Annotated in this window: 21 protein-coding genes; 8 read left to right on the top strand and 13 right to left on the bottom strand. The window is 72.6% G+C overall.

Annotated features, from left to right (window positions below; genetic code table 11):
- Positions 1-70 precede the first annotated feature (70 nt).
- The 7 genes from ACFQGL_RS21490 to ACFQGL_RS21460 form a co-directional block, all read right to left on the bottom strand.
- Positions 71-1,273, bottom strand: a complete 1,203-nt coding sequence (locus tag ACFQGL_RS21490) for a hypothetical protein (protein ID WP_377514025.1) — start codon at positions 1,271-1,273, stop codon at positions 71-73.
- 84 nt (positions 1,274-1,357) lie between these two features.
- Complete coding sequence (locus ACFQGL_RS21485) at positions 1,358-2,548, bottom strand: GNAT family N-acetyltransferase (RefSeq protein ID WP_377514023.1); 1,191 nt, start codon at positions 2,546-2,548, stop codon at positions 1,358-1,360.
- Between the two features lie 68 nt (positions 2,549-2,616).
- The gene (locus tag ACFQGL_RS21480) at positions 2,617-3,309 is read right to left on the bottom strand and encodes an ABC transporter permease (RefSeq protein WP_377514021.1); all 693 of its coding nucleotides are present in this window, start codon (positions 3,307-3,309) and stop codon (positions 2,617-2,619) included.
- Positions 3,306-4,151 carry an ATP-binding cassette domain-containing protein gene (locus ACFQGL_RS21475; RefSeq protein ID WP_377514019.1) on the bottom strand — a complete coding sequence of 282 codons (846 nt, stop codon included), beginning with the start codon at positions 4,149-4,151 and terminating at the stop codon, positions 3,306-3,308. The genes ACFQGL_RS21480 and ACFQGL_RS21475 overlap by 4 nt, the downstream gene beginning before the upstream one ends.
- On the bottom strand, positions 4,148-4,486 hold the full coding sequence (locus tag ACFQGL_RS21470; RefSeq protein ID WP_377514018.1) for a PadR family transcriptional regulator: 339 nt from the start codon (positions 4,484-4,486) through the stop codon (positions 4,148-4,150). Before ACFQGL_RS21470 ends, ACFQGL_RS21475 begins: the two co-directional genes overlap by 4 nt.
- A 102-nt stretch (positions 4,487-4,588) precedes the next feature.
- Positions 4,589-5,308 (bottom strand): PP2C family protein-serine/threonine phosphatase, encoded by a 720-nt coding sequence (locus ACFQGL_RS21465; protein WP_377514017.1) that lies wholly within the window; start codon positions 5,306-5,308, stop codon positions 4,589-4,591.
- 76 nt (positions 5,309-5,384) lie between these two features.
- On the bottom strand, positions 5,385-5,945 hold the full coding sequence (locus ACFQGL_RS21460) for a helix-turn-helix domain-containing protein (RefSeq protein WP_377514016.1): 561 nt from the start codon (positions 5,943-5,945) through the stop codon (positions 5,385-5,387).
- 53 nt (positions 5,946-5,998) lie between these two features.
- Here ACFQGL_RS21460 and ACFQGL_RS21455 point away from each other — a divergent pair, with 53 nt between their 5' ends.
- On the top strand, positions 5,999-7,270 hold the full coding sequence (locus ACFQGL_RS21455) for a benzoate/H(+) symporter BenE family transporter (RefSeq protein ID WP_377514015.1): 1,272 nt from the start codon (positions 5,999-6,001) through the stop codon (positions 7,268-7,270).
- Here ACFQGL_RS21455 and ACFQGL_RS21450 read toward each other — a convergent pair.
- The 4 genes from ACFQGL_RS21450 to ACFQGL_RS21435 form a co-directional block, all read right to left on the bottom strand.
- Positions 7,183-7,557, bottom strand: a complete 375-nt coding sequence (locus tag ACFQGL_RS21450) for a hypothetical protein (RefSeq protein WP_377514014.1) — start codon at positions 7,555-7,557, stop codon at positions 7,183-7,185. The genes ACFQGL_RS21455 and ACFQGL_RS21450 overlap by 88 nt on opposite strands.
- 81 nt (positions 7,558-7,638) lie before the next feature.
- On the bottom strand, positions 7,639-7,890 hold the full coding sequence (locus tag ACFQGL_RS21445; protein ID WP_377514013.1) for a hypothetical protein: 252 nt from the start codon (positions 7,888-7,890) through the stop codon (positions 7,639-7,641).
- Positions 7,891-7,969: 79 nt separating this feature from the next.
- Complete coding sequence (gene mscL / locus ACFQGL_RS21440) at positions 7,970-8,443, bottom strand: large conductance mechanosensitive channel protein MscL (protein WP_377514011.1); 474 nt, start codon at positions 8,441-8,443, stop codon at positions 7,970-7,972.
- Between the two features lie 40 nt (positions 8,444-8,483).
- Entirely contained in the window at positions 8,484-9,176 is a 693-nt protein-coding gene (locus tag ACFQGL_RS21435) for a FadR/GntR family transcriptional regulator (RefSeq protein ID WP_377514010.1), read from the bottom strand.
- A 50-nt stretch (positions 9,177-9,226) separates the two neighbouring features.
- Between ACFQGL_RS21435 and ACFQGL_RS21430 the strand changes: the two genes are divergently transcribed.
- On the top strand, positions 9,227-10,510 hold the full coding sequence (locus tag ACFQGL_RS21430) for an MFS transporter (RefSeq protein WP_377514008.1): 1,284 nt from the start codon (positions 9,227-9,229) through the stop codon (positions 10,508-10,510).
- A gap of 13 nt (positions 10,511-10,523) precedes the next feature.
- Here the strand turns inward: ACFQGL_RS21430 and ACFQGL_RS21425 are convergent, their stop codons facing one another.
- The gene (locus tag ACFQGL_RS21425; RefSeq protein WP_377514006.1) at positions 10,524-10,880 is read right to left on the bottom strand and encodes an STAS domain-containing protein; all 357 of its coding nucleotides are present in this window, start codon (positions 10,878-10,880) and stop codon (positions 10,524-10,526) included.
- A 166-nt stretch (positions 10,881-11,046) separates the two neighbouring features.
- Here ACFQGL_RS21425 and ACFQGL_RS21420 point away from each other — a divergent pair, with 166 nt between their 5' ends.
- Genes ACFQGL_RS21420 through ACFQGL_RS21395 form a run of 6 tightly spaced genes read left to right on the top strand, consistent with a single transcriptional unit; the run spans position 11,047 to position 16,642 of the window.
- Complete coding sequence (locus ACFQGL_RS21420; protein ID WP_377514005.1) at positions 11,047-11,907, top strand: STAS domain-containing protein; 861 nt, start codon at positions 11,047-11,049, stop codon at positions 11,905-11,907.
- On the top strand, positions 11,907-12,317 hold the full coding sequence (locus ACFQGL_RS21415) for an STAS domain-containing protein (RefSeq protein WP_377514004.1): 411 nt from the start codon (positions 11,907-11,909) through the stop codon (positions 12,315-12,317). Before ACFQGL_RS21420 ends, ACFQGL_RS21415 begins: the two co-directional genes overlap by 1 nt.
- Positions 12,314-12,733 carry an ATP-binding protein gene (locus ACFQGL_RS21410; RefSeq protein ID WP_377514002.1) on the top strand — a complete coding sequence of 140 codons (420 nt, stop codon included), beginning with the start codon at positions 12,314-12,316 and terminating at the stop codon, positions 12,731-12,733. The genes ACFQGL_RS21415 and ACFQGL_RS21410 overlap by 4 nt, the downstream gene beginning before the upstream one ends.
- The gene (locus tag ACFQGL_RS21405; RefSeq protein ID WP_377514139.1) at positions 12,730-13,743 is read left to right on the top strand and encodes a SpoIIE family protein phosphatase; all 1,014 of its coding nucleotides are present in this window, start codon (positions 12,730-12,732) and stop codon (positions 13,741-13,743) included. The genes ACFQGL_RS21410 and ACFQGL_RS21405 overlap by 4 nt, the downstream gene beginning before the upstream one ends.
- Positions 13,740-15,101: a sensor histidine kinase gene (locus ACFQGL_RS21400; RefSeq protein WP_377514001.1), complete on the top strand. Its 1,362-nt coding sequence runs from the start codon at positions 13,740-13,742 to the stop codon at positions 15,099-15,101. The genes ACFQGL_RS21405 and ACFQGL_RS21400 overlap by 4 nt, the downstream gene beginning before the upstream one ends.
- 2 nt (positions 15,102-15,103) lie before the next feature.
- Positions 15,104-16,642: a SpoIIE family protein phosphatase gene (locus ACFQGL_RS21395; RefSeq protein ID WP_377514136.1), complete on the top strand. Its 1,539-nt coding sequence runs from the start codon at positions 15,104-15,106 to the stop codon at positions 16,640-16,642.
- 2 nt (positions 16,643-16,644) lie between these two features.
- Here ACFQGL_RS21395 and ACFQGL_RS21390 read toward each other — a convergent pair whose 3' ends face one another.
- Positions 16,645-17,460, bottom strand: coding sequence for a DUF6597 domain-containing transcriptional factor (locus tag ACFQGL_RS21390; protein WP_377514000.1), 816 nt, complete (start codon positions 17,458-17,460; stop codon positions 16,645-16,647).
- Between the last annotated feature and the right edge of the window lie 27 nt (positions 17,461-17,487).

Below are 17,487 nucleotides of genomic sequence, written 5' to 3'. Positions count from 1 at the left end.
CCCCTTGATCACCGGGGCGGGAGAGGGCGGGGCGCGGGGGTGGGGGCGGGGTGGGGTAAGGGGAGGGAGGTCAGCTCAGCTTGGAGTTGGTTAGCGTGGGGTTGCGGGCACCTAGGAAGAAGATGCCGGGGAAGCCTCGGGTCTCGAACTTGCCGCTCGGATTGCGACGCAGGGTGGACTTCTCGATCGTCATGGTTCCGGTGCGGTTGTTGCTGACGAAGAAGATCGCGCCGCCGCCCTCGTTGGCCTTGTTGTTCTCGATGATGGTGCCGGCGATCCGCACGGTGAACTCGTTGCCGTCGCAGTAGATCGCGCCGCCGCTGCCGCCGCCGGGCGTGCCGGACTTGGCCGGGTTGGCGCCGCTGCCGATCGCCTCGTTGTGGCTGAGCACGCTGTTCAGCACCACCCAGGAGACGCCGATGCTGCTCAGCGCGCCCCCGTTGGAGCAGGAGCCGCCCTGGCCGCTGGCGCCGCCGAAGGTGCTGCTCACCACGTACACCGGCTTGTTCTCGTATTGGCTGAGCACCCGGATGGCCGCGCCACCCAGGTCCGGGCCGGTACGGTCGCAGCGGTTGCGGACGAACCGCGAGTTGACCACCTTGAACCGCCCGCCGCGTACGAAGATCGCCCCACCGCCGCCGCCCTCGGCCTTGTCCCCGGTCGAGTTGCCGTCGGCGAAGGTCAGGTTCTGCACGGTGAGCTGCGGGTGATCCTGGTTCTGGCAGTGCGAGGTGGTCCAGCCCTGGGCGCTGTCGCAGGTGTTCATGTAGAGGATGCGGCGCTTGCCCTGCCCGCTGAGCGTGACCCGGCCGCCGCCGTCCAGCACCACCTTCGGCCCGTTGGCGTTGCGGACCTTCGCGGTGGCGGCCATCTTGATCGTCACCGGGGCCGGGCCGCAGTTGAAGGTGATGATGCCGCCAGCCGCGACGGCCTTCACCACGGCCGCGGAGGTGCAGCTCGCCGGGGTTCCGGTGCCGATGGTCCGGGTCGGCTTCGAGGTGTCCACCGCCCGCGCCTCGGCCGGCACGCTGGCCGTGCCCTTCGGGTTGCCAGCCGCCAGCGCCTTGCCGGCCGGGGTGGTCGGCTTCGGGCTCGCGCTGGCTCCCGGGCCACCGATGCCGTCCCGGGCCGCCGGCGCGACGCCCTGGTCAGCGGTCGACGCAACCTCCGGCCCGGCGGTCTGCGAGGCGGTCGAGGCTGGCTCGGTGGTACCGCAGGCGGGCAGCGTCGCGGTGGCGACACCGAGGACGAGCAGGGCGACAAGCGACGTCATGCGCACCCCGTGATGCTAGGAGCCGCGACGGCGCCGGGGCGAATCCGCCATGCCGGTTTAATCCCTGGCTAAGGCTGGGAGCGCTCAGAAGTCCGCGAAGAGGTACGGCACCTGGCGGGGGAAGATGCTCCGGAGTTCCGTTGCGGCGTCCGCCGGCACCTCGCCCAGCCCTCGCAACGGCAGCTCGGCAGGATCCAGCACCCCGTACGCCAGGGCGGAGAGCCCGGCGGCGGTGAGCGTGGCGGTGGGCACCCGGCCGGTGGCGTCGGCCACGAGTTCCAGCGCGCCGGTCGTGCCGTCCAGCAGGTGGCTGCCGGCCAGCCAGCGGTCGCCGGTCAGCTCGACCCGTACCCGGCCCGGACCGCTGGATAGCCCGTTCAGCGCATCCAGCGACAGCAGGCGGGCCATCGGGGCGGACGAGTCGGGCCGGCCCGCCCGCGCCTCGACGAGTACGTCCAGGTCGGTCAGCCACAGCTCGGGCAGCTCGTCCGCGGCGACCTGGACGGTGACCCGCTCGACCTGGTCGACGTGCCGAGCGAAGAACTGCAGCAGCAGCGCCCGGGCGAGCGGGTCGGCGACCAGCAGTTCGTTGCCGATCAGGGTGCCGCCGTGGTTGTCGATCCGGTAGGTCACCATTCCGGTGACCTCGCCGTCCACCCGGGCGGTGAGCAGCCAGTACTCGTCCCGGTCGCGAATCCCCACCGCCCGGTAGTCCGGGAAGATCGAGAAGCCGTGCCGCTGCTGCAGACAGCGTTCGGTGAAGGCGCGCCACGTGTCGTAGCCGGTGCCGATCCGCTCCCAGCTCAGCTCCCCGGGCAGTTCGGCCCGGAGCAGCGGCCCCAGGTCGGCCGGGGCGAACGTGACGGTACGCGGCTTGGGCAGGCCGACATAGCCGAACCGGGCGTAGAAGCTGGGCCGGAACGGGTAGAGCGCGCTGAGCCGATGCCCCTCGTCGCGCATCTCGTCCAGCAGTTGGTTCAGCACCGTCCGTACGTGCCCCTGCCGGCGGGCCAGCGGATGGCTGGCCACCCCGGCGACGCCGGCCATCGGCAGCACCGTCCCGCGCAGGTTCTGCCGCATCGGAATGGCCGACCCGGCGGCCAGCGCGGTGCCGTTCTCCTCGACGACCAGCGAACGGTTGCCCTGCTGATAGGGCAGGTAGTCGCGGAACTCGTCGATCCGGGCGGCAGCGAGCGGCGACGCCTCGAAGGCGTACGCGGCCAGCGGGAAACTGCTGGTGAGACGTTCGTCGGCGGTCACCCGGCGGATGGTCATCCGATCATCTCAGCCTGTCGCGCCGGTCGGGGCAACCGGATTGGCGCGATCCGTGGTGGCGGCGTCGGTCAGCTGGCGGGCAGGTGCCGCAGGTGTCGGCGGCGGCGTAGCCGCAGGCTGGCGACGGCGGCCACGCCGAGGACCAGCAGGGCGGTGACGACGAGCCCGTGCAGCGCACCCCGGGCGAGGTAGCCCTGGTCGGTGTGGTCCACCGTCCAGGTGGCGATCTCCCGGCTCGACCAGAACGGCGTCAGTTTCGCTCCCGATCCGGCCGGGTCGATCAGCATCTGCACCGTCACCACGGTGAGCAGCAGCAGCGTCCCCTCCAACTCGCGGGGTAGCAGCGCGCCGATCAGCATCCCGAACGGCGCCGCCACCGCGACGGAGCAGAGCATCGCCGCCGCCAGGCCGCCGTACCGCAGGTGGGCGCCGTCGATCAGGGGGAGCAAGAAGAATGGCACGGAGACGACCAGCCCCACCGTCCACAGGCCGAGCATCCGGCCGAGATAGAGGTGATGCGGGCGGTAGCCGGCCAGCCGCAGCCTCGGCTCCAGCTCGCGGGCCGCGGTGGTGGAGAAGAGCGCGGCGGTGCTCACCGCCCAGCTCACGCCGAGCAGCAGCGAGCGGACCGACTGCCCGAGGTAGGAGTCGCGCCGGATCAGATAGAAGGTCAACGGCATCAACAACAGCAGCAGGAGTACGCCCCGACGCCGCAGCAGCTCGCGCAGGGTCATCTCGGCGACGGTGACGAGGCGGTTCACGGGCGGGCCTCCTGAACGCCGGGCGCGAGCCATCCGGACGGTTGCGCCGGGGTCAGGTCGAGCACGGTGTCCACCCGGTCGAGTTGATTGAGCAGGTGGGTCACCACGACGATCGCCGTGCCCGCGTCCCGCAGTCGGCCGAGCTGGTCCCAGAAGTTGACGTAGGTGCCCTGGTCGAAGCCCTGGTACGGCTCGTCGAGCAGCAGCACGTCCGGGTTGCTGAGCGTGGACATGGTCAGGTTGAGTTTCTGGCGGGTACCGCCGGAGAGGTGTCGGGCCAGCACGTTCCCGCCCGCCTCCCAGCCGAGCTGTCGGGCAGCCGCCCGGCCAGCGCGGCGGGCCGGACCACGGGCAACGCCCTGACCGGCGCCGATCAGCACGAAATGCTCGTCGGCGAGCAGGAAGTCGGCGGTGCCGCCGGCCTGTGGGCAGTAGCCGAGCCGCCCGGAGACGGTCACCTCACCGGCGTCGGGTGAGATCAGCCCGGCGCAGATCCGCAGGAAGGTGCTCTTGCCGCAGCCATTCGCGCCGACCACGGCGGCGATCTGTCCGGCCCGGACGGTCAGCGTCGCGTCGCGCAGCACCGTCTGCCGGCCGTACCGCTTGGTGATGCCCCGGGCCTGCAACCGGACCGACCCGGGACGTGGTCCGGGTGCCGTGCCGATGCTCTCCACGATCGCGCCCGCGTACTGCTGGGGCGTACCGAAGACGACCCAGGGGTCTCCGCCGCCGTCCCGTAGGTGTGTGGCGGCCTCGGCGACCACGTGCCGGGCGGCGTCCGGCGCGACCCGGCGTTGGTGCAGCTCCGCCGCGAACGTGCGCAGCCAGTCGTCGACGTTCACCCGGTGACCCCCTTCGTGACGATGTCGCTCACCGGGGCGACGAAGGCGAGCCAGGCACGGCCGTCCGCCCGCAGCGCCGCCTGCCCGTCGTCGGTGAGCCGGTAGTACTTGCGGGCCGGCCCGGCGGTGCCCTCCCGCCACTGCGCGGCCACCAGGCCGGTCCGTTGCAGGCGCAGCAGCACCGGATAGAGCGTGCCGCCCTGGATCGGCCCGACGCCCGCCGCGTCGAGCGCCTGCGCGAGCTGGTAGCCGTAGGACTCGCGTTCCCGCAGCAGGGCCAGTACGCAGATGTCGAGCACCCCGCGCAGCCACTGCCCGCGCCGATCGGAATCCACCCGCCGGACACTAGCGGCACCAGCTAGATGGCACAACTATCTAGTGGCGCGACGACGTTCACCGCGGCCGGTCGCTCGGATCGCCGCGCAGGTCGAGCGGGGTCAGCGCTCCGTGACGTCGGAGACGACGACGGTGACGTTGTCCGGCGCACCGGCGTGGTGGGCGAGCTTCACCAACTGCTCGCCGCACTGCTGGCGGTCGGCGTACATGGCCAGGGTCGCGGCGATGGCGTGGTCCTCGACGTAGTCGGAGAGCCCGTCGCTGCACAGCAGCAGCCGGTCGCCGGGCACCACGGCCAGCACGCCGACCGCCGGCGGGGTGTCGGCACCCTGCACGGCCCGGGTCACCAGCGACCGCTGCGGGTGGTACCGGGCCTGCTCGGGGGAGAGCGTGCCCTGGTCGACCAGCGCCTGCACGAAGGTGTCGTCCCGGGTGAGCTGGGTCAGTTCACCGTCGCGCAGCAGGTAGCAGCGGGAGTCGCCGACCTGGGCCAGCACCAGCGTCTCACCGGCCAGCAGAGCCGCGGTGAGCGTGGTTCCCATCCCCTCGCGGGCCGGGTCGACGGTGATCGCGGCGTGGATGCGCTGGTTGGCGGTGCTGACGACGGCGCGCAGGGCGTCGGCGGCCCGGTCCGGGTCGGTGGGCGGGGACAGCTCGTCCAGGATCCGGATCACGATCTCGCTCGCCACCTCGCCCGCGGGCAGCCCGCCCATGCCGTCGGCGACGGCGATCAGGCGGTCACCGGCGAGGGCGGAGTCCTCGTTGTTGGTCCGGATCAGACCGATGTCGTTGAGGATGGCCGAGCGGAGGATCAGCGTCATGGGGACAAGCTTGCCAAGAACACCCTGCCGCCGTCTGCACGCACTACTGGATATGGCTCAGGAATGCTGCCGCGGCTCAGCCGCGTGGGTAGCGGATCAGCAGGCTGGCGGCTACCTCCTCGTCGCCGACAGCCGTGTAGCTGTGCGGTACGTCCGAGACCCACCGGAGGTGGCCCCCGGCCGGGGCGGTCAGCGGCGCGTCGGCCGGGCCGGCGCGCAGCACCCCGACGAAGACGGTGACGTGTTCGGTGACCCCCGGCTGGTGGGCGGGGGAGAGCTGCCCGGGGCCGGGCGCGACCCGCATCCGGTACAGCTCGTAGGTCGCCTCGCTGTCGGTGAACACCTCCAGCAGGGTGGCGGTGACCGCGGTGCCGTGCACGGTGGGCGCGGCGGCCGGCTCGGCCAGTACGGCGGTCAGCGGCACGCCGAGCTGCGTGGTGACCGCCCAGAGTGTCTCCAGGGTCGGGTTGCGGGTGCCGTGCTCCAGGCCGGAGAGGGTGGCCTTTCCGATGCCGGCGAGCCGGGCCAGCGTGGACAGTGTGATTCCCCGCTCCTCGCGCAGGGCGCGGATCCGGCTGCCGACGAGGGCGGGATCCACGTCGAGGTCCGGACGGCGGGCTGGTGGTGGGTGCGGCACCCGGCTATCGTGCTACACGCCGTCGTTCCGTAAACGGAACAGGGGAGGGTGGGATGGCTGGACGGGCACAACCGGTGTTGGCCGGCGTGGTGACCGCGCTGGTCGGCTTCGCCAGTTCGTTCACCGTCGTACTGGCCGGGCTCCGCGCGGCCGGCGCGTCGGACGCCCAGGCGGCGTCCGGCCTGCTCGCCCTCTGCGTGGCGTGCGGGCTCGCCGCCGCCTGGCTGGGCTGGCGGCACCGGGTGCCGATGAGCGTGGCCTGGTCCACGCCGGGCGCGGCGCTACTGGTGGCGACCGGGCCGCCGTCGGGTGGATGGCCGGTCGCGGTGGGCGCGTTCCTCGTCTCCGGCCTGCTGATCGTGGCGGCCGGGTTGTTTCCGCCGCTCGGTCGGGCGGTGGCCGCCATTCCGAAGCCGGTGGCCGGCGCGATGCTCGCCGGGGTGCTGCTGCCGCTGTGCACCGCGCCGGTCCGCGCGCTGGTCGAGCTGCCCACGGTGGCCGGCCCGGTGGTGGTCGGCTGGCTGCTGCTGCACCGCTTCGCCCGCCGCTGGGCGGTGCCCGGCGCGCTGCTGGTGGCGGTGGTGGCGATCGCGCTGACCGCACCGCCGGCCGGCCTGGCCGGTGCCACGCTGGCCCCGTCGGTCACCCTGACCGCGCCGGCCTGGAACGGGTCCGCGCTGGTCGGGCTCGCTCTCCCGCTGTTCCTGGTCACCATGGCCGCGCAGAACGTACCCGGCATGGCGGTGCTGGTCGGCTACGGCTACCGGCCGCCGGTCGGGGCCGCCCTGCGAGCCACCGGACTGGCCAGCCTGCTGGCGGCCCCGGCCGGCGGGCATGCGGTGAACCTCGCGGCGATCACCGCGGCGTTGGCTGCCGGCCCCGACGCGCACCCGGACCCGGAGCGCCGGTGGGTCGCCTCGGTCACCGCCGGAGTCGGGCTTGCCCTGCTCGGACTGGGTGCCGGCGTGGCCACCGCGCTGGTCGCGGTCGCCCCGCCGATCCTCATCGAGGCCGTCGCCGGGCTGGCACTGCTGGGCGCACTGGCCACCGCGCTCGCCTCGGCGGTCACCGAGCCGGCGACCCGGGAGGCCGCGGTGGTCACCTTCGTGGTCACCGCCTCCGGCGTGACGCTGATCGGCGTGGGCGGCGCGTTCTGGGGGCTGGTCGCCGGCTGCCTGATGCTGCTGCTCTTCCGGCACCGCCAACCGGCCGACGCACCGACAAGACCCACACCAGGTCACTCCTCCGGTGGCAGGTCGGCCACGCCGACCGCGAGGAGAACTCGGCCGTCGGCCACCGACCCGATCCGGTCGGCCGGTACGTAGACCGCGCCGGTGCGGGTCAGTTCGGTGGAGACCTTCAGGTAGCCGCCGTGCAGCAGCCGCGCCGCCAGATCGGCCGGCACCTCCGGCTCCTCGACCGCAGTGGCCTCGATCAACTCGTCCAGGCTGCTGCCCGGGTCGGCGGTCGATGCCTGCACGGTCACCGCGTTCGGGTCTCCCCGCTGGACGAGGTCGACCGTGCCGACCTCGGTGCCAGCGACGTCGATCACCGGCATGCCCGTGGTGACCCGGGAGATGGTCGTCTGCTCGTCGGTGCCCTGCTGCTTCATCCTGGCGCGGTTCCCTGGGCAGAGCCGGATCAAACGCCCTTCCGGCGCGTCGGTGCCCGGGACCGTCTGACCGACCGGACGTCAGTCGTTGGGCGAGGCCCAGCCGCTCGGCGGGCGCGGCGACAGCTCCCGCCAGGCGTCCGAGCCGTCGAGCAGTGCCCGGACCGTCTCCTCGGCCTCGTCCGCACTGCCGTACTCGTAGAACCGGGAGATGCCCTCGGCGCCGCCGGCGCGCTGCTCGACGTGCCACCGGTCGGCGTCCACCCGCAGGAAGACGTCCCGGCGGGCCAGCCGCCCCCATTTCCCGTTCCACCAGTGCTTCCGCTGCTCCATGGCGGGACTCTATCGAACACACGTACGAGAGTGTGCGGCCCCTGCGGATAACCCGCAGGGGCCGATGTGCATTCGACGGTCAGCGCGGCGCCGGGGGCTCGGTACGGCGGCCCAGCACGTCGTCCAGCGCCCCGCGCTGCTGGCCCGGGGTGGTGTGGCCGGCGGAGACCAGCGCGTCCCGGATCTCGGTGAGCAGCTTGACCTCCTCGCTCGGCGCCGAGGGCGGCGGCTCCTCGCCCCGCTTGCGCCGCTCGGCCAGCCGGTTCATCGGGTAGACGACCAGGAAGTAGAGCGCGGCCGCGGTGAGCAGGAAGGTGATCACCGCGTTGACGAAGGCGATCCAGTCGAACTCGATGCCGCGGAACTTGGGCGCGGTGCCGGCCAGGCCCTTGTCGCTGCCGGTGATCAGCAGCACGATGACCCGGATCAGGGGATCGAGGAACGACTTGGTGAGCTGGGTGACCACGCCGGTGAACGCGGCGCCGATGACGACACCGACCGCCAGGTCGACGACGTTGCCGCGCATGATGAAGTCTTTGAAACCCTTGAGCATCCGTACTCCCGAGGTGTCCGGCTTTTTTGTCGGCAACAACCTATGCCCCGGGAGTGGCCTCCAGAAAAGCGCCGGCTTCGATCGCTGCCCGGGCCGGATCGCCGGCCCTGATCGCCTCGATCAGCCGGGCGTGGTCGACGTAGCGCTCGGGTGCGAGGGCGTCACCCATCGCGTGGGCGACCGTGCTGCGCAGGGCGGTGCCGACCGAGGCGTACAGCTCGGCGAGCATGGCGTTGTGTGCGGCGGCGACCACCGCGGTGTGCAGCGCCGCGTCGGCCTCGACGAACGCGTCGACCCGGCCGCCGTGCCAGGCCGCCTCACGCTCGGCGAGCGCGCCGTCGAGCGCCGCCAGGTCGGCAGGGGTACGCCGTAGCGCGGCGAGCCGGGCGGCCTCCACCTCGAAGGCTCGCCGTACCTCGATGACCTCGGTCATCCGGTCGTCACCGAGCCGGCGGGCCACCACCGGCGCCAGCTCGTCGGTGGACACCACGTACGTGCCGGAGCCCTGCCGGGGCTCCAGCACCCCGGCGTGCACCAGGGCGCGGACCGCCTCGCGGACCGTGTTGCGGCCGACGCCCAGCGCGGCGACGAGCTGTGGCTCGGTGGGGATGCGCCCGCCGACCGGCCACTCGCCGCCCAGGATCCGGGCCCGGAGCTGCTCGATCGTCTGCCGAACGCGGTGACCGCGGGGCGGCAGCGGCGGCACGGGCCCGGAATTAACCGACGGTGGCATTGGTTACAACACCCGTCCAGAATTCATCCCATGATTGTAGGTTAGGCGCCATGACCCCGCCACCGACCGCCGCTCCGGCGCTGCCCGCTCCCGTCGCCGGCACCCCTGGCCCGGCGCGCGACCCCGGTACCGGCCGTCGGACCCACCCGGCGACGGGCGGCGCGTTGGTGCTGGTCGGGATGCTGCTGGTCGCGCTCAACCTGCGCGCCGCCGTGACCAGCCTCGGTGCCCTGCTCGACGAGGTCCGCGACGGTCTGGGGCTCTCCGGGACCACCGCCGGCCTGGTCACCACCCTGCCGACCATCGCGTTCGCCGGCCTCGGCGCGCTGACCCCGTGGCTGGTCCGCCGGGTCGCGCCGGCCCGGGTGCTGGTGATCGCCATGCTCGCCCTGGCCGCCGGTCAACTGCTCCGGGTCCTCACCGACTCGACCTGGGTCTTCCTGCTCACCAGCGCGCTGGCGCTGGCTGGCATCGCGGTGGCGAACATCCTGCTGCCGATGCTGGTCAAGCAGCACTTCCCGCACCGCACCGGCCTGGTCACCGGGGCGTACACGATGGCGCTGACCGCGGGCACGACGGTGGCCGCGGCCTCGGCGGTGCCGATCGCGCACGCCTTCGGGTCCTGGCGGGCCGGGCTCGGCATCTGGGCCGCGATGGCCGCGGTGGCCGTACTCCCGTGGGTGCCGCTGGCGCTGCGGGCCCGAGCGGCCGCGCGGCGGGCGACGACCCCGACGGCGGCTGTCGCCCCGCCGACGCGGGTCCGGCCGGCGCGGACCCGGCTGGGCTGGGCGATGGCGGTCTACTTCGGCGCCCAGTCGCTCAGTGGGTACGCGATCATGGGTTGGCTGGCCCAGCTGTTCCGCGACGCCGGCTTCCATTCCGAGACGGCCGGGCTGCTGCTCGCCGGCGTGACCGCGCTCGGCGTCCCGATCGCGCTGCTGATGCCCACGCTGGCCGGCCGGCTGGCCACCCTGCGCCCGCTGGTGCTCGGCCTGACCGCCGCGTCGGCGCTGGCCTACCTCGGGTTGGCGCTCGCCCCGCACGACGGCGCGCTGCTCTGGGTGACCCTGCTGGCGATCGGCCAGGGCGCGTTCCCGATGATCCTGACGACCATCGGGCTGCGCGCGCGCACCGCCGAGGGGACCGTCGCGCTCTCCGCCTTCGCGCAGAGCACCGGGTACGTGATCGCGGCGCTCGGCCCGCTGCTGGTCGGCATCCTCTATGAGGCCACCGGCGGCTGGACCGCGCCGGTCGGGTTCCTGCTGGCCGCGCTCGCCGTGCAGACGACCGCGGGCCTGGTGATCGCCCGACCCCGGTACGTCGAGGACGAGTGACGAGCGGCAGCGCTCAGGACGAGGCGGGCGTCGGGTTGCCGGCCACGGCCTCGTCCACCGTCGGGTAGGTGTGCAGCACCTCGACGAGGCCACTCACCTCGAGGATGCGCAGCACCCCCCGCTGCGGGGCGGCCAGCCGCACCACGCCGCCGGCCTCGTCACAGCTGTTCTTGGCGCGAACGAAGACCGACAGACCCGTCGAGTCGCAGAACGAGACGTCCGCCAGGTCGAACACCAGCCGGTTGCGGCCCTTGTCGAGCAGGTCGGTGATCTGGTCCTGCAACTGCGGTGCGGTCGCCATGTCCAACTCGCCCGCGACCGACACGACGACCACGTCGCCGCGTTGTTCCGTGTGCACCGTCAAGGACATTCGCCAGACCTCCTGTTATCGGGGGAACGGTATCCCACGAACCGGGTCGTACGCAGAACGGGAGCCGTGATCCGGCGGCCTTCATCATTCCGTTGCTACGGGGCAAGTAGTTGATCAGTCTCCGGTGATAGAGTCCGGCCCGGTCCAGGTCGAGGGGGGTTTCGCAATGGCGTTGAGCGCCGAGGAAAGTGGTCGACTCGCCGCGCTGCTGAGCGGTCAGGCCGAACGGGTCACCCAGCGGTGGACCGAGATCGTCGCCAGTTCGTTGCGCGGTCGGCTGAGCCAGGCCGAACTGCACCGGCAGGTGCAGGACCTGCACCACGCCATCGTCGCCGCCGGACAGCAGGGTGCCATCGACCTGTCCGCCGAGAGCACCGCCGACCTGCGCGCCGCGCTCTCCGAGCTGTCCCGCGGCCGGGCCCGGCAGGGCTTCTCCGCCACCGAGACCGCGATCAGCATCTTCGCGCTCAAGGACGTGCTGGCCGATCGGGTGCAGGAGGCCGGCGGCGACAACGCCCTGCGCGACTACGTCGCCTTCTCCGGGCTGGTCGACGAGATGGGCCTGTTCACCTTCGAGAGCTTCGTACGCACCCGGGAGAGCCTGATCGCCGACCAGGCCGAGCAGCTGCTCGAACTCTCCACGCCGGTGGTCAAGCTCTGGGAGGGCGTGGTCGCCGTCCCGCTGGTCGGCACCCTGGACTCGGCCCGGGCCCAGGTGGTCATGGAGCGGCTGCTGCAGACCCTCGTCGACACCAGCTCCCCGTACGCGATCATCGACATCACCGGCGTCCCGGCGGTCGACACCCAGGTCGCCCAGCACATCCTGAAGACCGTGGTGGCCGCCCGACTGATGGGCGCCGACTGCATCATCTCCGGCATCCGCCCGCAGATCGCCCAGACCATCGTCGCGCTCGGCATCGAGTTCGGCGACATCGCGACCAAGGCGACCCTCGCCGACGCGCTGCGTCACGTGCTGCGGCTGACCGGGGTGGAGACCGCCCGCCGGCAGCCACGTCGGGACGTCTGATGGAACGCGTACCGATCCTCAAGATCGGCGACATCCTGCTCGTCTCCATCCAGCTCGACATGTCCGACCAGACCGCGGTCCAGCTCCAGGAGGACCTCGCCGAGCGGATCGTGGACACCGGCTGCCACGGCGTCATCATCGACATCACCGCGCTGGACATCGTCGATTCCTTCGTCGGGCGGATGCTCTCCACCATCGCCTCGATCTCCAAGGTGCTCGACGCCGAGACGGTGGTGGTCGGGATGCGTCCCGCCGTCGCCATCACCCTGGTCGAACTGGGGCTGTCGCTGAACGGCATCCGTACCGCCCTGAACGTGGAGCGTGGCATGGACCTGATCGCGGCGGCCCGCGGCGACGAGCTCGAGTACCAGCTCGACGACGATCCGGACGCCGAGACGGCCACGTCATGACCGCGGGCATCGACCTGGGCCACCCGCAGGCACAGGCGATCCGGAGCGACGAGGACGTCGTGCGCGTCCGGCAGTTGGTCCGTACCGTGGCGGTGGCCGTCAAGCTCTCGCTGGTCGACCAGACCAAGGTGGTCACCGCGGCGAGCGAGCTGGCCCGTAACACCCTGGTGTACGGCGGTGGCGGCGCGGTGGAGGTGGCGACCGTGGACAACGGACGGCGGCGGGGAGTACGCATCGTCTTCGCCGACTCCGGGCCCGGCATCGCCGACCTCGACCTGGCCTTCACCGACGGCTACACCACCGGCGGCGGGCTCGGCCTCGGGCTCAGCGGTGCCCGGCGGCTGGTCGACGAATTCGAGATCGAGACGTCGGCGGAGACCGGCACCCGGATCACGGTGACCAAGTGGTCCCGGTGAACGGGGACGCGGTCACCGACAGCGGCATCTGGTTCCGGGTGGAGGCCAGCAGCGCGGCGAGCGCCGTCCGGCGGGCCGCCGAGCGCCTCGGCGATCAGGTGGAGCTGGGTCAGTCCCGCACCGCCGACCTGGCCATCGTGGCGGCCGAGCTGACCAGCAACCTGGTCAAGCACGCCGATGACGGTGTCCTGCTGCTCCGGCCGGTACGCCGTGCCGGTAGGGCCGGCGTGGAGCTGATCGCCATCGACGCCGGGCCGGGCATGGCCGACCTGACCGTCTCGTCCCGGGACGGGCACTCCACCACCGGCACGCTCGGCATCGGCCTGGGCGCCATCGTCCGGCAGGCGAGCTGGTTCGACGGATACTCGCTGCCCGGCCGGGGCACCGTTCTCGCCGTACAGGTCTGGCCGGGCGAGGCGGCACAGCCGTCCTGGGCGGGAGCCCTGTCCCGGCCGTTGACCGGTGAGACGGTCAGTGGAGACGGGTACGCCGTCCGGGTCGCCGAGGGGCGGCACCAGGTGCTGGTCAGCGACGGCCTGGGGCACGGCCCGCTGGCCGCCGCCGCCACCGACGCGGCGCTGGCCGCGTTCCGCGACGCCCCGGCCGGCCCGCCGGCGGTGGTGGTCAGCCACCTGCACCGGGCGATGTCGTACACCCGTGGCGCCGCGCTGGCGGTCGCCGAGCTGGCACCGGCGGCCGGGATGCTGCACTACGCCGGCCTGGGCAACATCTCCGGCGTGATCGTCGAGGGCGACGGCAAGCGTCGAGGGCTGGTGTCGCTGCCCGGCATCGCCGGGCACCAACGGCCGACGGTCCGGGAGTACGCCTACCCGTTCGGCCCGGGTGCCCGGTTGGTGATGCACAGCGACGGAGTCGTCGACCGCTGGCGGTTGACCGACTACCCGGGCCTGGCCGAGCGGTCCCCGTTGGTGATGGCGGCGACCCTGCTACGCGACGCCGGAGTACGACGTGACGACGCCTGTGTGTTGGTCGCGAGGTCCTGGGCATGACCGGGGAGCCGGCTGCGCTTCCGCTGCTGCAGATGGCGCTGCGGGTCGAGCAGGACATCTTCGTGATTCGTCAGCGGGGCCGCGAGGTGGCTGCCGTGGTCGGGCTGGAACACCAGGACCAGATCCGGATCGCCACCGCGCTCAGCGAGGTGGCCCGGGATCTGCTGCGGACCGTCGGTGGCGCGGATGTCTCCTTCCACATCGACACCGGCGCGGACAACCGGTTCCACCTGCGTGCCGACCTGGCCCCGGTGGCGCCGCTGCCGGACGGCCGGTACGAGCCACAGTCCGGCGCGGTGTCCCGACTGGTCGACACCCTGAGCGCGTCGACCGTCGAGGGGGTTACGGTCGTGAGGATGTCCCGACGAGTCCCGGCCAATGCGCCGACGCCGACCCCGGAGCGGCTCGCCGAGTTCCGTGCCGAACTCGGCCGTACGATGCCGGCCAGCGCGCTCGATGAGCTGACCGCCCAGAACGGGCAGCTCATCGCGGCGCTCGACGAGGCGCGCAGCCACCGCGACGAGTTGGCCGTGCTGAACGAGGAGTTGGCCGAGACCAACCGCGGGGTGCTGGCGCTCTACAACCAGCTCACCGAGGAGCTGGAGGAGACCAACCGGGGTGTGGTCGCCCTCTACGCCGAGTTGGACGAGAAGTCCGCCCAGCTGCGCGCGGCGAGCGAGTCGAAGAGCCGGTTCCTGGCCAACGTGAGCCATGAGTTGCGCGCCCCGGTCACCGCGATCATCGGGCTGGGGCGGCTGCTCACCGACTCCGCCTCGGATCCGCTCACCACCGAGCAGGCCCGCCAGGTCGATCTGATCCGCTCCTCGGCGTCCGACCTGCTCGGGTTGGTCAACGAGCTGCTGGACCTGGCCAAGGCGGAGTCCGGCCGGATCGAGCCGGACTGGGCGGAGGTCGACCTGCGCTCGGTCTTCGGTCAGCTGCGCGGCACGCTACGCGCACTGGCCACCCGGGCCGAGGTGGAGCTGGTGGTGGAGGAGCCGCCCCCGCCCGCCGTGCTGCGAACCGACGAGGTGCTGCTCGGCCAGGTGCTGCGCAACCTGCTGCACAACGGGTTGAAGTTCACCGAGCGTGGTGAGGTGCGGCTGCGGGTCCGGCAGCACGACGACCGGTTGCGATTCACGGTCAGCGACAGCGGCCCGGGCATCGCCCCCGAGCTGCACGATCGGATCTTCGAGGAGTTCTACCAGGTGCCGGGGGCGACCCGGGTCGGCGGCACCGGCCTCGGCCTGCCGTACGCCCGGCGCCTGGTCACGCTGCTCGGCGGGACGCTGGAGCTGACCAGCGAGCCGGGCCAGGGCAGCACGTTCACAGTGTCCCTTCCCGTGGGTGGAGCGTGACGGTGGACGGCGGGCCGACGACCGTTCTGGTGGTCGATGACAGTCGTACCAAGCGTTACCTGCTGGTCAGCTGGCTGACCCGGGCCGGGTTCACCGTGCTGGAGGCGGAGAACGGCGCCGAGGCGCTGGCCCGGGTCGACGTGGACCGGATCGACCTGGTGGTCCTCGACGTCCGGCTGCCCGACCTGAGTGGCTACGAGGTCTGCGAACGGATCAAGACTCGGCATCCGGCGACGCCGGTGATCCACGTGTCGGCGCACGCGGTGGACGTGGCCGACCGCGCCCAGGGGCTGACCCGGGGTGCGGACGCGTACCTGGCCGAGCCGATCGAGCCGGAGGAGCTGATCGCCACCGCCCGCGCGGTGCTCCGCTACTACCAGGCGCGACAGCGTGCCGAGCTGCTCGCCGAGCGGCTGCTCGGACTGGCCGACACGACGGTGGCGGTGCACGCCGCGCCGACCTTCGCCCGGCTGTTGGAGACCGCCGCGGCGGGTGCCGCCGAGATCTTCAAGAGCCCGGCGGCGGTGGTCGCCGAGACGTTCGACGGTGACTGCATCGCCGGGATCTGTGCCGGGCCGGGCGCCAAGGCAGCCGTGGTGCCGTGGGTCGTCGACGACACCGGGGTGCCGACCGGCGCGACGGTCCGGGTGGAGGCCCCCGAGCGGTGGGGCCTGCTCGTCTGGCCGACGGGCGACTCGGTGACGGTGGCCGCCGCCCGGCTCCGGGAGGACCGGGCCCCGCTGTACGTGGTGGTCCCGACCGCCACCCAGACCGCCCGGACTCCGGTGCTGGTGCAGCTCGCCCAGGCGGTGGCGGCGGCGGTGGAGGCGCAGCGCTCGTTCGACGAGGAGCACCGGATCGCGGTCACCCTCCAGCGCAGCCTGCTTCCGCGCCGGCTGCCCGAGGTGGCGGGGCTCGATCTCGCGGTGCGCTACGAGCCGGCCAGCGCGCAGACCGAGGTGGGCGGCGACTTCTACGAGCTGGTGATGCTCGACGGGCACCTGCTGCTGGCGATCGGCGACGTGGCCGGCCACTCGCTGCACGCGGCGACGGTGATGGCCGAGCTGCGGCACGCGGTGCGGGCGTACGCGGTCGAGGGGCACCAGCCCGGGGAGATCCTGCACCGGGTCAACGAGCTGATGCGGACGCTTCTGCCGGCCGAGATCGCCACGCTCTGCGTGCTGTTGCTGCACCCGCCGAGCGGTCGGGTCCGGCTGGCCAGCGCCGGTCACCTGCCGCCGGCGCTCAGCCTGGACGGCAAGGTGGAGTTCGTGCAGCACTCCGCACCGCTGCTCGGCGTCCGCGCGCCTCGCCCGGCCGACCTGGAGTTCGTGCTGCCGGCCGGGGCCACGCTGGTGTTCTACACCGACGGGCTGATCGAGCGGCGGGACGCCACCATCGACGAGGGGCTGGCCGCGCTCGCCGCGGTGTGCACCACGGTGGACGCGGACCTGGAACGGTTCTGCGCCCGGCTGCTGGTGGAGCTGGCACCACCGGAGATCCAGGACGATGTGGCCGTGGTCGTCCTGCGCCGCCGCTGAGCTCAGTGCACCGACCGGGCGTACGCGGCGGGCGACACACCGGCGACCGAGGTGAAGTCACGGACCAGGTGGGCCTGATCGCTGTAACCGAGGTCGGCGGCGAGGCCCGCCCAGTTCAGCGGCCTGCCGGCGGCCTGCTCGACGGCCTCCTGGAGCCGGTAGCGGCGGATCACCCACTTCGGGCCGACCCCCACGTACTCGGTGAAGAGCCGTTGCAGCCGGCGGACCGGGACGTCGTGTCGCGTGGCGAAATCGTCGACCCGCAGCACCGTACGGTCCGTCCGGATCGCCTCGGCCAGCCGGACGGCCTCGTCGGCCGCCGGGTCCGGCCCGGGTGCCCAGCCGGTGAGCAGAGTGTCCAGCGCGTGACAGCGATCGTCGTCGGTGCCGGCGCAGACCCGGCCGGCGGGGCCCGCCAGCCGGCCGGCGGGCAGTGGCAGCCGGCGCCCGGTCAGCTCGGCGACCGATCGATGCCAGAACGGGTGGAAGCCGCCGGGGCGGAACTGGACGCCGCAGACCCTGCCGGTGCCGGTCAGCGTGATCGTGAACAGGTCGCGGCCCACCCCGGCCACCTCGCCGGCCTCCGGCCCGTCGCCGGCCTCCGGCCCGTCGCCGGCCGATAGGAACACGACGTTGACCGCCGGGTGCGGCACGATCCGCTGCTCGAAGGGTGCGGTCAACGCCCAGTCGATCAGCCAGTAGTGCTCGACCCACGGGCGCAGCGACTCCTCCGGCAGGTGCCGGTGGAAGCGGACCTCGCGCAGCAACCGTCCAGGGTCCAGGATGCCGCGGCTGTCGGCGCGCGCTCGTTGTCGCATTTCTTCAAGACCACCCTCATACGCTGG

The sequence above is a fragment of the Micromonospora vulcania genome (genome assembly GCF_042658605.1).
In the GTDB taxonomy this organism is placed as follows: Bacteria; Actinomycetota; Actinomycetes; order Mycobacteriales; family Micromonosporaceae; genus Micromonospora; species Micromonospora vulcania.
The sequence above is the reverse complement of the archived record's forward strand: the minus strand, read 5'-3'. Positions and strand labels throughout refer to the sequence as shown.

Bases quoted from the DNA above. Each gene is read 5' to 3' on its own strand.
- ACFQGL_RS21450 (WP_377514014.1), bottom strand. From the start codon at position 7,557: ATGAAGCAGCAGGGCACCGACGAGCAGACGACCATCTCCCGGGTCACC.
- ACFQGL_RS21445 (WP_377514013.1), bottom strand. From the start codon at position 7,890: ATGGAGCAGCGGAAGCACTGGTGGAACGGGAAATGGGGGCGGCTGGCC.
- ACFQGL_RS21465 (WP_377514017.1), bottom strand. From the start codon at position 5,308: ATGACGCTGATCCTCCGCTCGGCCATCCTCAACGACATCGGTCTGATC.
- ACFQGL_RS21400 (WP_377514001.1), top strand. From the start codon at position 13,740: ATGACCGGGGAGCCGGCTGCGCTTCCGCTGCTGCAGATGGCGCTGCGG.
- ACFQGL_RS21410 (WP_377514002.1), top strand. From the start codon at position 12,314: ATGACCGCGGGCATCGACCTGGGCCACCCGCAGGCACAGGCGATCCGG.
- mscL (WP_377514011.1), bottom strand. From the start codon at position 8,443: ATGCTCAAGGGTTTCAAAGACTTCATCATGCGCGGCAACGTCGTCGAC.
- ACFQGL_RS21420 (WP_377514005.1), top strand. From the start codon at position 11,047: ATGGCGTTGAGCGCCGAGGAAAGTGGTCGACTCGCCGCGCTGCTGAGC.
- ACFQGL_RS21425 (WP_377514006.1), bottom strand. From the start codon at position 10,880: ATGTCCTTGACGGTGCACACGGAACAACGCGGCGACGTGGTCGTCGTG.
- ACFQGL_RS21430 (WP_377514008.1), top strand. From the start codon at position 9,227: ATGACCCCGCCACCGACCGCCGCTCCGGCGCTGCCCGCTCCCGTCGCC.
- ACFQGL_RS21435 (WP_377514010.1), bottom strand. From the start codon at position 9,176: ATGCCACCGTCGGTTAATTCCGGGCCCGTGCCGCCGCTGCCGCCCCGC.
- ACFQGL_RS21485 (WP_377514023.1), bottom strand. From the start codon at position 2,548: ATGACCATCCGCCGGGTGACCGCCGACGAACGTCTCACCAGCAGTTTC.
- ACFQGL_RS21490 (WP_377514025.1), bottom strand. From the start codon at position 1,273: ATGACGTCGCTTGTCGCCCTGCTCGTCCTCGGTGTCGCCACCGCGACG.
- ACFQGL_RS21415 (WP_377514004.1), top strand. From the start codon at position 11,907: ATGGAACGCGTACCGATCCTCAAGATCGGCGACATCCTGCTCGTCTCC.
- ACFQGL_RS21455 (WP_377514015.1), top strand. From the start codon at position 5,999: ATGGCTGGACGGGCACAACCGGTGTTGGCCGGCGTGGTGACCGCGCTG.
- ACFQGL_RS21390 (WP_377514000.1), bottom strand. From the start codon at position 17,460: ATGCGACAACGAGCGCGCGCCGACAGCCGCGGCATCCTGGACCCTGGA.